General features: G+C 64.7%; 13 protein-coding genes and 1 pseudogene. 5 read left to right on the forward strand and 9 right to left on the reverse strand.

Annotated elements, in window-relative coordinates:
- Positions 1–58 precede the first annotated feature (58 nt).
- The 3 genes from EBBID32_RS02075 to cysD form a co-directional block, all read right to left on the reverse strand.
- Positions 59–823 carry a 3'(2'),5'-bisphosphate nucleotidase CysQ gene (locus EBBID32_RS02075; protein ID WP_006949786.1) on the reverse strand — a complete coding sequence of 255 codons (765 nt, stop codon included), beginning with the start codon at positions 821–823 and terminating at the stop codon, positions 59–61.
- Complete coding sequence (cysN, locus tag EBBID32_RS02080; protein WP_006949788.1) at positions 820–2,733, reverse strand: sulfate adenylyltransferase subunit CysN; 1,914 nt, start codon at positions 2,731–2,733, stop codon at positions 820–822. The genes EBBID32_RS02075 and cysN overlap by 4 nt, the downstream gene beginning before the upstream one ends.
- A 123-nt stretch (positions 2,734–2,856) precedes the next feature.
- A complete protein-coding gene (gene cysD / locus EBBID32_RS02085) occupies positions 2,857–3,768 on the reverse strand; it encodes a sulfate adenylyltransferase subunit CysD (protein ID WP_006949790.1) in 912 nt (303 codons plus the stop codon).
- Positions 3,769–3,855: 87 nt separating this feature from the next.
- Between cysD and EBBID32_RS02090 the strand changes: the two genes are divergently transcribed.
- Positions 3,856–4,944 (forward strand): helix-turn-helix transcriptional regulator, encoded by a 1,089-nt coding sequence (locus EBBID32_RS02090; RefSeq protein ID WP_006949793.1) that lies wholly within the window; start codon positions 3,856–3,858, stop codon positions 4,942–4,944.
- Positions 4,945–4,974: 30 nt separating this feature from the next.
- Here the strand turns inward: EBBID32_RS02090 and EBBID32_RS02095 are convergent, their stop codons facing one another.
- Both EBBID32_RS02095 and EBBID32_RS02100 read right to left on the reverse strand, forming a co-directional pair.
- Positions 4,975–6,006 carry a S66 peptidase family protein gene (locus EBBID32_RS02095; protein WP_051093254.1) on the reverse strand — a complete coding sequence of 344 codons (1,032 nt, stop codon included), beginning with the start codon at positions 6,004–6,006 and terminating at the stop codon, positions 4,975–4,977.
- Between the two features lie 2 nt (positions 6,007–6,008).
- Positions 6,009–6,452 (reverse strand): cupin domain-containing protein, encoded by a 444-nt coding sequence (locus EBBID32_RS02100; protein ID WP_006949798.1) that lies wholly within the window; start codon positions 6,450–6,452, stop codon positions 6,009–6,011.
- Between the two features lie 56 nt (positions 6,453–6,508).
- Here EBBID32_RS02100 and dapE point away from each other — a divergent pair, with 56 nt between their 5' ends.
- Positions 6,509–7,648, forward strand: a complete 1,140-nt coding sequence (dapE, locus tag EBBID32_RS02105) for a succinyl-diaminopimelate desuccinylase (RefSeq protein ID WP_006949802.1) — start codon at positions 6,509–6,511, stop codon at positions 7,646–7,648.
- 76 nt (positions 7,649–7,724) lie between these two features.
- Here the strand turns inward: dapE and EBBID32_RS02110 are convergent, their stop codons facing one another.
- From EBBID32_RS02110 to EBBID32_RS02125, 4 genes are all read right to left on the reverse strand, one after another.
- Positions 7,725–9,410 carry a putative bifunctional diguanylate cyclase/phosphodiesterase gene (locus tag EBBID32_RS02110; RefSeq protein WP_006949804.1) on the reverse strand — a complete coding sequence of 562 codons (1,686 nt, stop codon included), beginning with the start codon at positions 9,408–9,410 and terminating at the stop codon, positions 7,725–7,727.
- Between the two features lie 100 nt (positions 9,411–9,510).
- Positions 9,511–10,044, reverse strand: a complete 534-nt coding sequence (locus tag EBBID32_RS02115; RefSeq protein WP_006949806.1) for a Smr/MutS family protein — start codon at positions 10,042–10,044, stop codon at positions 9,511–9,513.
- An 11-nt stretch (positions 10,045–10,055) separates the two neighbouring features.
- Complete coding sequence (gene mltA, locus EBBID32_RS02120; protein WP_006949807.1) at positions 10,056–11,309, reverse strand: murein transglycosylase A; 1,254 nt, start codon at positions 11,307–11,309, stop codon at positions 10,056–10,058.
- Positions 11,310–11,316: 7 nt separating this feature from the next.
- Positions 11,317–11,970, reverse strand: a complete 654-nt coding sequence (locus tag EBBID32_RS02125; protein ID WP_006949808.1) for a Tim44/TimA family putative adaptor protein — start codon at positions 11,968–11,970, stop codon at positions 11,317–11,319.
- Positions 11,971–12,152: 182 nt separating this feature from the next.
- Here EBBID32_RS02125 and secB point away from each other — a divergent pair, with 182 nt between their 5' ends.
- The 3 genes and pseudogenes from secB to EBBID32_RS02140 all read left to right on the forward strand — a co-directional run.
- Positions 12,153–12,659, forward strand: coding sequence for a protein-export chaperone SecB (secB, locus tag EBBID32_RS02130; protein ID WP_006949809.1), 507 nt, complete (start codon positions 12,153–12,155; stop codon positions 12,657–12,659).
- Between the two features lie 148 nt (positions 12,660–12,807).
- Complete coding sequence (murJ, locus tag EBBID32_RS02135) at positions 12,808–14,394, forward strand: murein biosynthesis integral membrane protein MurJ (RefSeq protein WP_037488237.1); 1,587 nt, start codon at positions 12,808–12,810, stop codon at positions 14,392–14,394.
- A gap of 7 nt (positions 14,395–14,401) precedes the next feature.
- Positions 14,402–14,752, forward strand: a pseudogene (locus EBBID32_RS02140) (tryptophan--tRNA ligase); the annotation flags it as partial.

The raw sequence follows: 14,752 nt of genomic DNA on the forward strand, positions 1-14,752 counted from the left end.
GCGGCTGACCGCCAAGGCTTCGTATCCTTCTCCCCGCCGGGGAGAAGGCTCACGCTACTCAATCCTTCCCCGCTGCCTGCACCTGCGCCACCAGCGCCAGCACCTGTTCGGCATGTTCCTTACGGCAGATCAGCAAGTCAGGCATATAGACGTCGCGCTGGTTGTAGATCAGCGGGCTGCCATCGATGCGGCTGGCGTGCAGGCCGTGGGCCAGGGCAACGGCGGCCGGGGCCATGCTGTCCCATTCATATTGGCCGCCAGAATGGAGGTAGATGTCCGCCTGCCCCAGGATGATCGCCATGGCTTTCGCCCCGGCGCTGCCCATCGGCACCAGTTCCGCGCCCAGTTTCTCGGCCACCGCCACCGCTTCGGCGGCGGGGCGGGTGCGGCTGACGACCATGCGCAGTTGAGCAGGCGCGGGCGGCACCACGCGCGGCTCGTCGGTGCGGATGACGACGCCGCCGTCGAGGCCGGGTAAAGCCACCGCGCCGATCGCGGCCTGCCCGTCGATCGCCAGGCCGACATGCACCGCCCAGTCGGCGCGCGCTTCGCCATATTCGCGGGTGCCATCGACCGGATCGACGATCCAGACGCGCGACTGGCTCAGCCGGTCCTCATTATCCTTTTCCTCTTCGGACAGGAGGCCGTCCTCAGGCCGCACCTCGCGCAGGGCGTGGCACAGGAACTGGTTGGCGGTCTGGTCACCCGCCTTGCCCAGCGCCTTGGGGCTGAACAGCCCCGATTCCCGCACGTCGAGCAGGATTTTTCCCGCAACCTCTGCCAGATGGGCCGCCAGCGCGGCGTCGGTCAGGCCGCCGCTCATGGGATCAGCCTCGCGACGATGGCGTCGGCGGCTTCGTCGGCCGTCATCGCCACGGTATCGACGCGGATTTCCGGGTCCAGCGGGGCTTCATAGGGGCTGTCGATGCCGGTGAAATTTTTGAGCTCCCCCGACCTTGCCTTCTTGTAGAGACCCTTGACGTCGCGCGCCTCCGCATCGGCCAGCGGCGTGTCGATATGCACCTCGATAAACTCGCCCGGCTGCATCATCTGCCGCACCATGTCGCGTTCCGAACGGAAGGGTGAGATGAAGGCGGTGATGACGATCAGCCCTGCATCGGTCATGAGCTTGGCGACTTCGCCCACCCGGCGGATATTTTCCACCCGGTCGGCGTCGGTGAAGCCCAGATCCTTGTTGAGGCCATGGCGGACATTGTCACCGTCGAGCAGGAAGGTGTGACGGTTCATCCGTGCCAGCTTCTTTTCGACAAGGTTGGCGATGGTCGATTTGCCCGCCCCCGAAAGCCCAGTGAACCACAGCACGGCTGGCTTCTGGTTCTTCAGGCCCGCATGGAAATCGCGGCTGACGTCGGTGGCCTGCCAATGGACATTCTGCGCCCGGCGGAGCGAGAAGTGCAGCATACCCGCCGCGACCGTGGCGTTGCTGATCTTGTCGATCAGGATGAAGCCGCCCAGCGTCCGGTTCTGGGCATAGGCCTCGAACACGATCTGCTTGTCGGTGGACAGGTTGGCGACGCCGATGGCGTTCAGATCCAGCGTCTTGGCCGCCAGATGTTCCATCGTGTTGACGTTGACCTGATATTTGGGCTGCTGGACGGTCGCGGTGACCATCTGCGTGCCGATCTTGAGCCAGTAGGAGCGGCTCGGCAGCATTTCCTCATCCGCCATCCACACGATGGTCGCCTCGAACTGGTCGGCGGCCTGGGGCGGATTGTCGGCGAGCGCGATGACATCGCCGCGCGAACAGTCGATTTCATCGGCAAAGCAGAGCGTGACCGACTGGCCAGCGACGGCCTGATCCAGATCGCCATCCATCGTGACGATGCGGCTGATGGTCGATGTCTTGCCCGATGGCAGGACGCGGATGGCGTCGCCGGGCCTCACCGTGCCGGTGGCGATCAGGCCGGAAAAGCCGCGAAAGTCCAGGTTCGGGCGGTTGACCCACTGCACCGGCATACGGAAGGGCTTGTCGGCATCGACCGCGCTGTTGACCTCGACCGTTTCGAGATGCTCGATCAGTGCCGGGCCGGTGTACCAGGGCGTGTTTTCCGACGGACCGGTGATATTATCGCCCTTGAAGCCGGAAATCGGCATCGGCGTGAAGGCGGTGATGCCGATGCTGGCGGCAAATTCCGTGTAATCCGCGACGATCTTGTCAAAGACCGCCTGATCATAGCCGACCAGATCCATCTTGTTGACGGCCAGCACGATGTTGCGGATGCCGATCAGGTGGGCAAGATAGGAGTGACGACGGGTTTGCGTCAGGATGCCCTTGCGCGCGTCGATCAGGATGACGGCCAGGTCCGCGGTGGAGGCGCCGGTCACCATGTTGCGGGTATATTGTTCGTGGCCGGGCGTGTCGGCGACGATGAACTTGCGCTTTTCGGTGGCGAAGAAGCGATAGGCGACGTCGATCGTGATGCCCTGTTCCCGCTCGGCGGCAAGGCCGTCGACGAGAAGGGCGAAGTCGATCTCCTGCCCCTGCGTGCCGACCCGCCTGGAGTCGGCCTCCAGCGCGGCAAGCTGATCCTCGAAGATCATCTTGCTGTCATAGAGAAGGCGGCCGATCAGCGTCGACTTGCCGTCATCCACCGACCCGCAGGTGATGAAGCGCAGCATCGTCTTGTGCTGATGCACATCCAGATAGGCGTCGATATCCTCGGCAATGAGGGCGTCGGTCTTGTAGATGGGATCTGTGAGGGTGTCGGTCATGTCGCTTACCTCGTCATGCCAGCGAAGGCTGGCATCTCGTTGATCTTGGGGAGAGTCAGGCGGCCTGAGACCCCGGCTTCCGCCGGGGTTGACGCTTCGGAACGCTTCGCATTCCTTGGCACGTCAAAAATACCCCTCCTGCTTCTTCTTCTCCATGCCCGCGCCACCGGCATCCTTGTCGATCGCGCGGCCTTGCCGTTCCGACGTGGTGGTCAGCAGCATTTCCTGAATGACTTCAGGCAGGGTCGCGGCCTCGCTTTCGACTGCCCCGGTCAGCGGATAGCAGCCCAAAGTGCGGAAGCGGATCGAGCGTTCGACCGGCACTTCGCCCGGTTCGAGCGGGAAGCGCTCGTCGTCGACCATCAGCAACATGCCGTCGCGCTCCACGGTCGGGCGCTTGGCCGAGAAATAGAGCGGGACGATCGGGATGTCGTTCAGATGGATATATTGCCAGATGTCCAGCTCGGTCCAGTTACTGATCGGGAAGATGCGGATGCTCTCGCCCTTGCTCTTTTTGGCGTTGTAGAGGTTCCACAGTTCCGGGCGCTGGTTCTTGGGGTCCCAGCCGTGGGAGGCGGTGCGGAAGGAGAAGATGCGCTCCTTGGCGCGACTCTTTTCCTCGTCGCGCCGCGCGCCGCCAAAGGCTGCGTCGAAGCCGTAAAGGTTGAGCGCCTGCTTCAGCCCTTCGGTTTTCCACATGTCGGTGTGCAACGCGCCATGATCGAACGGGTTGATGCCGCGATCCTTGGCTTCCTGATTGTGATAGACGAGCAGCTCCATGCCGCTTTCCTGGGCCATCCGGTCGCGCAGCTTGTACATTTCCTGGAATTTCCAGGTCGTGTCGACATGCAGCAGCGGAAAGGGCGGCGGCGAGGGATAGAAGGCCTTGCGCGCCAGATGCAGCATCACGGCTGAATCCTTGCCGACGGAATAGAGCATCACGGGCTTTTCTGCCTCCGACACCACTTCCCGCAGGATGTGGATGCTCTCGGCTTCGAGTCGCTCCAAATGGGTCAGGGTTTTTGCGTCTACCATGCGGTCCTCAGCTTGTTTGTACGCCCGCTATGGCAGCAACGCCAAAATGCTGGACCTCCCATATGGGAGGATGTATCAATATGGGTCATGCGACTGGATGATGGCGGATTATTGGCGGCCCTGCATGAGGGGATGTTCCAGCAACCGCTGTGGCATGACTTCCTCGAAAAGCTGCGGTTGCGCACCGGCGCGGTCTATACCACGCTGGTTTTTCGCCCGGTCGATGAGGATGCGATCGTCGAATTGCACGCAGGACCGCCGCCGCCGACCCATTTGCACACCTTATTCGTCGAAAAATATGGCCGCGACCCCTTCCCCTACCGCCATATGCGCGACGGGCGGGTCTATGCCCTCGCCGAGCTGCTGGAAGAGAGCAATCCGGTCCATCGCGCCTTCCACAGCGAATTGCTGGTGCCGCAGGGGATCACCGACATGCGCTCCATCCGCGTCACGGAACCAAGCGGCGTGGATGGCTGGCTGGCCAGTGCCGGGGGACGATCCATCGGGCCGGCGGTCAGCGCACTTCTGACCGCGCTGGCACCCCATTTGCGGATCGCGCTGCGATCCTTTGTGGCACTGGAGCGGGAGAAATTGCGATCAACGCTGACGTCCGAAGCGTTCGGGCGACTCAATTTCGGCTGGCTGACGCTCGATGCGCGCTGCCGCATCATCGACATGACCGCCCATGTCGAACAGCTCTTCCAGCGCACCAGCGTCTTGCGGCGCGGGCGCTATGACCGGCTGACCCCGGCGTCGCCGCTGATTGACCGGGAACTGACCGCGCTGGTCAGGCACATGGCCGACGACCCCGACAGCCGCCCGCGCGCGATCAACCTGAGCCGGGATCCATGGATGGACATATTGGTCGCGCCGATCCGGGGACGGTCGGTGTCGGCGGGATCGACCCCGGTTGCGATCGCCTATCTCAGCGGTGATCGCTGGTCGCAGGCGGACCGGTGCGAACAATTGGTGGAGCTATTCGGCCTGTTGCCGAGCGAGGCGCGGCTCGCCTGGGCGATCGCGCAGGGCATCCCGATCAGCGAGGCTGCCACGAACCTGGGCATCACCGTGGAAACCGCGCGCAACTACAGCAAGAAAATCTACGCCAAGACGGGCGCGCGGGGCCAGGCTGAACTGGTGCGGATCGTGCTGACGAGCGTGCTGGCGATTGCGTGATGCATAAATCCTCCCCCAGCGGGGGAGGATTTATGCTACCCCCGCCTCCAGCAACTTGATCGTCCCCGCGCCTGCGTCAATCTCCGCCTGCACGCCGACGGGTAGGCTGAACTGGTTGGCGACATGGCCGAACAAGGCACCTTGAAACGCCGGCACGCCCAGCGGTTCCAGATGCTGTTGCAGCACCTCCGACAAAGTGAAGCCGCCATAGGAGGGGCCAGCCGCGGTGCAGCCGTTGCACTGGCCGAACACCACGCCCGCGAGTTTACCCAGCACACCTCCCAGAGCCAGCTGTGTCAGCATCCGGTCGATGCGGTAGGGGGCTTCGTCAATATCCTCGATAAACAGGATCGCGCCGGTAAAATCGGGCAGCCAGCCCGTGCCCATCAGCGCGGCCAGCACGGTGAGGTTGCCGCCCAGCAGCCGCCCACGAGCGAAGCCGGAACGGAAGGTGCGGATGCGGCCGCTGCGCTGGACCAGCCGGTCCTCCGTACCAAGCGGATTGGCGAAAGTCGGGGTTCCGCCGTCGAATGCCACCGCGCGGAAAGAGTCCCAGGACAGCTTGCCCCAGCTACTCGCGGCATTGGGTCCATGGATGGTGGTGAAGCCCGCCTTCGCCGCGAAGGCGAGATGCAGTGCGGTAATGTCGGAAAAACCGACCAACAATTTGGGATGGGCGCGGATCGTCGCGAAATCCAGATAGGGCAGCAGGCGCGCACAGCCCCAGCCGCCGCGCACCGCGAACAGCGCCTTGACCGAAGGATCGGCATACATCGCGTTGATATCCGCCGCCCGGTCCATATCCTTACCCGCCAGATAGCCATGGCGCTGCGCCAGATGTGGCGCATCCCTGGGCTTCAGCCCCATGGCAAGAATGGCCTCGCGCACCAGATCCAGGTCGAATGCGTCATCAGTAAAGCCTGCCGGTTCGATCAGCCCGACCGTATCACCGGGGCGCAGACGCGGCGGCTTGATTAGCGCCTGGCGCACGACCGGCGGAGACTTGGCCGCGACCAGCAAAGCGCCCATGCCGCCCATCAATGCGCGGCGATCCAGTGCCATCGTCAAAAGCTGCTCCTGTCCTTGTGGCGATAGCCACCGTCTGTCCACAACAGGTCTATGTCGGGATAATGGCAATCCCCCGTTGGCGGACGACCAAAGGCCAGAAACACGCAATCGCCATCGCTTTCGTTCAGCAGATGATGGCCGTTCGGATCGCCCTTGGGAAAGGCCGCCATATCGCCTGCGCGCATGAGCGTGCGGGCATCATTTTCGACCAGTACAGCCTCCCCTGCCAACATAACGACAAATTCATCCTCATCCTCATGCCAGTGACGCTGGGCGGATGCGCCGCCGGGTCTCAGCACGACATGGCTGACGCCAAAATCGGTCAGGCCATGGGCCGGTCCCAACCGCCGCACCCATCGTTCCGCCACCGCCCTGTTGTGCGGAGGGGGATAACCGGTGGCGTTGGTCTGGGCGACTGTCTCTGGATCGATCCGTGGCACGGCCTCTTCTCCTGCTGCTGCTGGTCAAGCGGCATGGCTTTCGCTAACGCACGGGCATGACCATGACCAGAGCCAATGATGATGTGGTGGCGCTCGCACAGCGCCTGCTCGCCTGCCCTTCAGTGACGCCCGCGACCGGCGCTGTGTTCGCTGCGCTGGAGCATATGCTCGTGCCTTTGGGCTTTACCGTGGACCGTTTCGTCGTGGGCGAAGCGCCCGACGGGCCGGTGGAAAATCTGCTGGCGTGGCGCACCACCGGGGCGGGGCCGCATTTCGCCTTCGCCGGGCATCTGGACGTGGTGCCGCCCGGTCCCGGCTGGACCAGCGATCCGTTCGCGCCGGAGATTCGCGGTGACCTGCTCTACGGGCGCGGCGCCGTGGACATGAAGGGATCGATCGCCGCCTTCGTCGCGGCGCTGGACGCGCTACCCGACGACCTGCCCGGCACGATCAGCCTGATCATCACCGGGGACGAGGAAGGCCCGGCAGTCTATGGCACGCTGGCGCTGATGGAGCGGATGGCAGCGCGCGAACTGCGCCCGGACCTGTGCGTCGTGGGTGAACCGACATCGTCGGCCCGGCTGGGCGATGTGGTGAAGATCGGACGGCGTGGGTCGGTCAATATGTGGATCAGCGTGGCGGGGACACAGGGCCATGTCGCCTATCCGCATCTGGCCGATAATCCCGTTCCCCGGCTGGTCCGCATCCTGGCCGCCATCGACGCGCTGGTGCTGGACGAGGGGACCGACTGGTTCCAGCCCAGCAATATCGAGATTACCGACATGGAGGTCGGCAACCCGACCACCAATGTCATACCGGGGGGGGCAAGCGCGCGCATCTCGATCCGCTTCAACGACCAGCATAGCGGGGCGTCGCTGGTCGAACGGATCAGCGCGATCGCAGCGACCGAGGGCGGCACGGTGATGGCCAAGATCAGCGGCGAACCCTTCCTGACCGCACCCGGTACATTGTCCAGCCTGGTGTCGGACGCGATCCGGCAGGTAACCGGCCTGGACACCGAATTGTCGACCACGGGCGGCACGTCCGACGCCCGCTTCCTCTCCCGCCTCTGCCCGGTGGTCGAATTTGGGCTGAACAACGCCACCATGCACAAGCTGGACGAGGCGGTCGCAGTGCAGGACCTGCGCGATCTGGTGGAGATTTACCGGCTGGTGGTGGAACGGGCTTTGGGTTGAGGGGAGCGCGATGACTTCGCCTTGAGCCGGTAGGGGCGAGTGGAAACTCCCCCACAATAGCCTAACCCGCGTCAGCCTAACCCGCGTCCCGCTCCAGCACAGCGGGCTGCCCGGTATAGCGGCTCAGATAATCCTGTTCACCCGTCGGCATGGCCAGATGATAGCCCTGGAACAGGGTGCAGCCGATGACGCGCAGCATGTCCATCTGCGCCTGGCTCTCGATGCCTTCCACCACCACTTCCATGCCCAGCCCCTGGATGAGGCCGACGACGGCGGAGCAGATGGTGCGCGCTTCGGCCGATGTCGCGATGTCGCGCACCAGGCTGCGGTCGATCTTGACCCGGTCGACCGGCAATTCCTTCAGCCGCGACAGATTGGAATAGCCGGTGCCGAAATCGTCGATGGCAATGCGAACGCCATCGCGGCGCAGCGCGGCGAGCTGGTCGAGCACGCGCGGCTCCATCTCCATCGCCAGCGATTCGGTAATTTCCAGCTCCAGCATCCCCTGTGGCACCTGATGCGTGGCAATGGCGTGGCGCAGGCGCAGGAAGAAGTCGGCCTGCCCCAGTTCGCGGGTCGAGATATTGACGGCGATCCGCTGGTGGATGCCAGCGCGCGACCAGCGGGCGGCGGTTTCGCACACCCGGCTCATCACCCAGTCGCCCAGCGCGACGATCGCCCCGCTTTCTTCCGCCACCGGCACGAAGGCGCCGGGCATTACGATGTCGCGTTCGGGATGGGCCCAGCGCACCAGTGCCTCAGCAGTGACGGCGCGGTCGGTCAGGATGTCAATCTGCGGCTGGAACTCCAGCAGAAATTCGTCGCGCTCCAGCGCCAGCAGCAGGTCGCGTTCCAGATCGGCACGATCGGACGCCTCCAGCGCCAGCGCGTCGCTATACATTTCCGCGCGGCCGCGCCCTTCATGCTTGGCATGATACATGGCGATGTCCGCCGCGCGCAGCAGGGTCGAGAGCGTATCGCCATGGTCAGGATAGCAGGCGATGCCGATCGATGCGCCGAGATCAACATGCTGGCTGCCAAGATCAAAGCGCTCGCCCAGCGCGAACTGGATGGCGCGGGCGATCCGTGCGGCGGCGTTGTGGCCCGACAGGGTGGGGAAGAACATCGTGAATTCGTCACCCGCCAAACGACCGATGACCGCGTCGCCCATCCCAACGCCGATCTGCGCCATCACCACTTCGCGCAGGCGGCCCGCGACACGCGCGAGCAACTGGTCGCCCGCAGCATGGCCCAGCGTGTCGTTGACGCTTTTGAACCCGTCGAGATCGATGAAGAACAGGGCGGCCATGCCCCCTTCTTCCCGCTCGATCAGCAGGCGTTCCACCTGACGGCAGAAACTGGTGCGATTGGCGAGGCCCGTCACCTGATCGAACAGGGCGAGCGCCTGGACATGGTCGAGATTGGTGCGGACCTGACTGAACAGGCTTTCCAGCGCGACCGACAGGTCGGGCAATTCCAGCCCGATTTCGGCCGGCACGCGAGACTGGAGATCGCCATGGGCGGCGGCGAGCAGGCGTTCGGTGGCGGCGTCGATAGCAGTGGCAGTGGTGGCAATGGTGCGGCGCGCCGACCCCCAGCTCATCGTACCGCAAAGAATAGCGATGATCAGCGCGCGGCCGACCTGGACGATGTCATCCTCCGCACCAGGCGTATAACCCAGTACCAGTGACAGGATGAACACCAGCGCCCCTGCAGCGCAGGCAAAGGCAGCAGCGCGGCTTTTCAACGTTACGCCGTGCATCTGCCTCCTTACCCCCGCAAGTAACCCCAGAAAAGGATCATGATCCGCCGGATATGAAGGACAGTGGTTAAGAAAAGATCAGCGTAAGCCGCGAAAACCGTTATTTTTTGCGGCGCAACACAAGGTAGAGCGCGCCATCGCCGCCGTGGCGCGGATGGGCGATCCGGACGCTGGCGATGCGGTCGGCATAGGGGCTGGTTTCCAGCCAATGGCCGATTTCCGCGCGGATCGCGCCGCGCCGCGATGCGCTATCCACTGCGCTTTTTGGCGGCTTGCCGGTAACGACGAGCAGCACGCGGGCATCGCGCGCCAACGCCGACGCAATCGCCTGATTGAGCCGCGCATGGGCCGCCGACAGGCTGTGGCCGTGCAGGTCGATGCTCATGTCCGGGCTGATCGTGCCGCCGCGAATCCGCTTTTCCCAGCCGGAGTCCAGAACGGCGGCCGGGGTGCGGATCGGTGCAGGGGCCGGGGTTGGTCGCTGGGGCGGCATTAACCCTGTTTTGACGGTGACGGCCACCGGCTGGGTCGGGAGCGCTGGCATCACCCGGCCGTGCGGACGGATCGGCCGGACTGATCGGGTCAGCGCGGTCCAGAGCGCGGCTTCATCGGGGGACAGGTGCCGCCGCGCCATCGGACGACCGGTCAGGGCCGGACGAGGCGTGCCGCCGAGCCGATCGGCAGCAGCACCAGCGCGCTGCCGCGTGCCGACATGCCGCCCGCAATGCCCCGCGCCCGCGCGCCCGCGCCCCAGAAACTGTCGAAGCGATTGGCACCCTTGATCGCGCCGCCGGTATCCTGCGCGATCCACACGCCATTGGGTTCGGCCCGGTCGAGCGATAGCAGCACCGGCGCGCCCAAAGGCACGAATTTGGGATCGGCGGCAACCGTGCCTTCGGCCGTCACCGGCACGCCAAGCGCGCCGATCGGCCCGGCGCCGGTCAGTTCGCGAAAGAATACGAAGCTCTTATTTTCGTTCATGATCGCCGCGCCCTCGACCGGGTTGGCGCGCAGATATTGCATGATGTCCTGCATCGACCCGGCCTGGATCAGGCCGCGATCCTTCATCAGTTTGCCGATGCCGCTATAGTCGCGGCCATTCTGCCCGTCATAGCCGATCCGCATGACGCTGCCGTCGGGCAGGTTAAGCCGCCCGCTGCCCTGCACCTGGAGGAAGAAAAACTCCACCGGATCAGCCGCATAGGCCAATTCCAGCCCCCGCCCGGCGAGCGCACCCGCGACGATCTGGGCGCGTTCGTCATAGGGAATGAATTTGGTGCCGGCGACCTTGCCACGGATCGTGCGGCCTTTCAGACTGTCGCTGAACTGGCCGAGATCGACATCGATCAGGTCGGTGGGGCGGCGATAGATCGGCACCTCATAGCCCGGTTGACGGGTGCGCGATCCGGCGATTTCCGGTTCATAATAGCCAGTGACGAAGGCCGCGCCGGTGCCGACCTGCACTGCTTCAAAATAGCGGGAGAAAAATTCGCTTGCACTGGCTTCGGGCCAGCTGGACGCCGCCGCGCACGCATTGTTCCAGTCGGACCCTTTGGTCAGGCCGCTCTGGTCGGTGCGGCGCATCAGCGTGGGGCAGGATATGCGGAACGCTTCCAGCGCCAGTCGGGACCGTTCGCCCGACGGGATCAGGCTGGCAATGTCGGGACCGCGCGTCACGCCAAGGCCCGCCGCCGTGCTGCTGTCCAGCGCGGGATCGGCGGGGATTTCGACCGGCAGGGTCGGGCGCGGGGTGGCGGGGGTCGGGCGGGTCGCCTCCCCCGATGGCACGGGGCGCGATGGGGCGGCCGGACCGCTGGCGGAGGGCGGGATCATCCCGCCCGCACAAGCGGACAGCGCTAGCGCCGCGATCAGCGCGGCCGCCGAATGCCGAAAACTCATGCCGCGATCACGCTTCGTCGGTTTCGCTGAGCTTCCAGTTGGGATCGGCGCTGCGAATATCGCGGGTGAAGGTCCAGATGTCGTTGGTGCCGACCGCGTCGGTCATCGACCCGGCGACGACATTGCCGTCCTTGTCACGAGTGACAGCGGCAATATCCGCCTCGAACCGCAGCGCGACCTGAGCGATGCGGCCATCGACCGATGCCTCGATAATCTGCGCCTTTTCGATGCGGACCAGCCGGTTGTCGAGGATATGGCCTTCCGCTTCACGGGCAGCAATCGCCTCTTCAAAGGACGCGCGCACATCCTCGTCACACAGCCATGCCAGTTCGTCGCGATCACCACGCCAGAAGGCTTCCAGCACCATGCGATAGGCGCTTTTCGCGCCATCGACGAATTGCGGCACGTCGAAGCTGCGGTCGGCGGCGATCAGCGCGCGGACGCCCATTTCAGCCCCCGGCGCAATCAGCCCATCGGCCAGACGCACCGAATCGCCCACCATTTCAGTGGCGGGACGCGGTTGCAGGACCGTCACCTTGGCGCGGTCCTCCGCCGGGCGCAGCGCAGGCTCCTGTTCGTGCCCGGTACGCTTGCCGAGAACGGAATAGAGCCGCAGCGCCAGAAAACCGGCGATCATGGCGAGGATGACAATCACATACACGGAAGGCTATACCCTTTGTGTGGGGACAATGTTCCCACCAACATAGGCATGTTTGCACGCAACTTCAAATAAAGGGTTACGCGGCGTGGCATTGCCCTGCCCTTCCGCCCCTGCTAAGCGCGCGGGTCATCGCAAAGGGGGGCTTGCCGCCCGCCGGACAACAGGGAAAGCCAGGACAGACGATGGCCGACGAAGTCGACACCAACTACACCGTGAACACCCAGATCAACGGCGCCGACACCGCGCCGCAGATCGCGCTGATCAGCCAATATGTGAAGGACCTGTCGTTCGAGAATCCGAACGCACCGGCCTGCTACCAGTGGCCCGACCAGCCGCAGATCGACGTCCAGTTCAACATCGGCGCCGACAAGGTGGGCGAAGAGGTTCTGGAAGTCTCGCTGAAGATCGAGGTCAAGGCGATCGCGCCACAGGGCACCGCCTTTGCCGTCGAATTGCTCTATGCCGCGCTGTTCGGGATGCGCAACGTGCCCGACGATCAGGTCCAGCCCTTCATGCTGGCCGAAGCCCCGCGCCTCATCTTCCCCTTCGCCCGCCGCGTGCTGGCCGATGCGATCCGCGACGGCGGCTTCCCGCCGCTGCTGCTCGACCCGATCGATTTTGGCGCGCTCTATCTGCAGCAGGCGCAGCAGATGGAAACGACCGCTGGCGAGCCTGCCGGTCACGCCTGACATATCCATCTTCAACCGTTCGTGCTGAGTAGGGACTGAGCTTGTCGAAGGCCCGTATCGAAGCATCCGCACCATCCTTCGATACGCCGCTTCGACAAGCTCGGCGGCTACTCAGGACGAACGGGGTTTTTATCGCGAGAGGGTGGCCATGGGCCTGCTAAGAGCCACCTCCACCATCGGCGGACTGACGCTGATCAGCCGGATATTGGGGATGGTGCGCGACATGCTGGTGGCGCGCTTTCTGGGCGCCGGGCTGGCGTCCGACGCCTTCCTGATCGCCTGGCGCCTGCCCAACCTGTTCCGCGCCCTCTTTGCCGAGGGGGCGTTTGCCGCCGTGTTCGTGCCGATGTTCAACCGGACGATGGCGCAAGGGGACAAGGAGGTTCCGGGCAGCGGCAAGGCGGTCGCGATCGCCTTTGCCGGGCAGATATTGTCCATATTATTCCCGGTGCTGGTCCTCTTCTCCCTCCTGATGATGGTCCTGGCCGCGCCGGTGGTCTGGGCGATGACGGGAGGGTTCCCCGATGGCGGCCCGGCCAAGTTCGACCTCGCCGTCACGCTGACCCGCATCACCTTTCCCTATCTGGCGCTGATCAGCCTCGTTTCGCTGCTGGGCGGCATATTGAATTCGCTGGACCGTTTCTGGGTCAACGCCGCCGCCCCCGTGCTGCTCAACCTGTGCATGATCGGCGCGGTGGTGTTTTTCCGCGGTGCGACCCCGATCGAAACCGCCCATACGCAGGCAATTGCGGTCACCATGTCCGGGCTGCTGCAATTGCTCTGGCTGATCTGGGCCTGCCGTCGCGCAGGCGTGGTGCTGCGGCTCCAGCGCCCGCGCCTGTCGCCGCAGGTCCGCCGCCTGCTGGTGCTGATCGGCCCGGCCGCGCTGGGTGCGGGCGCGATCCAGTTCAACCTTTTGATCTCCACCAGCCTCGCCGCCCGCTTCCTGCCGCAAGGGGCGGTCAGCTATCTCTATTATGCCGACCGGCTGAACCAGTTGCCGCTGGGCCTGATCGGCATTGGCATTGGCACCGCCATCCTGCCCGCGCTCTCGCGCCAGATCGGGTCGGGCAATGAACAGGCCGCCAGCCATACCCAGAACCGGGCGATGGAGCTGGCGCTGTTTCTGGCCCTGCCCGCCGCCGTTGCCTTGTGCCTGTCAGCGACGCCGCTGATCCGCGGCCTGCTCCAGCATGGCGCCTTCACGCCGACCGACACGATCGGCGCGGCTGGCGCGCTGGCCGCCTTTGCCCTTGGCGTCCCCGCCTATGTCCTGATCAAGGTGCTGACGCCCGGCTTCTATGCGCGGCAGGACACCAAGACGCCGGTGCGGGTCGCGGTAATCTCCATGCTGTTCAATCTGGTCGGCAACCTCACCCTCATCTGGCCCTTCGGCCATGTCGGCGTGGCGATCTCCACCGCCATCGCCGCCTGGGTGAACGTGCTGATCCTCTACTGGCTGCTCCACCGCCGCGACCAGTTGCGGATGGACGCCCGGTTCCGGGGCAAGGCGCTGCGCATCATTCTGGCCAGTGCGATCATGGCCGGGGCGCTGCTGCTGATCAATCCGCTGGTCGATCCCTATATGGCGGGCAGCGTGACCCAGCGCGTCATCGCGCTTGGCCTGTTGTGCGGCATTGGCGGTCTGGTCTATGGGGCGGCGGCCCTGATCGTCCGGGCCTATAGTATCAGCGAATTGCGCGGCGTCCTGCGCCGTGCGCCCAAAGCGAGTTAATCGACCCATGCGCGTCCTTTCCGGCATCCAGCCCACCGGCAATCTGCACCTTGGCAATTATCTGGGCGCGATCCGCAACTGGGTGAAGATGCAGGACGAGATGGACTCGGACTCGCAATGCTTCTTCTTCCTCGCCGACATGCACTCGATCACCGTGCATGAAGGGCGCGAACAGCGCATCCGCAACGTGCGCGACATGGCCGCCGCGCTGGTCGCCGCCGGGATCGACCCCGACCGGTCCGTCCTGTTCAACCAGGCCCGCGTCCCGGCCCATGCCGAGCTGTGCTGGCTATTGAACGGCACCGCGCGGATCGGCTGGCTCAACCGCATGACCCAGTTCAAGGACAAGGCGGGCAAG

Source organism: Sphingobium indicum BiD32 (assembly GCF_000382885.1).
GTDB lineage: Bacteria > Pseudomonadota > Alphaproteobacteria > Sphingomonadales > Sphingomonadaceae > Sphingobium > Sphingobium japonicum_C.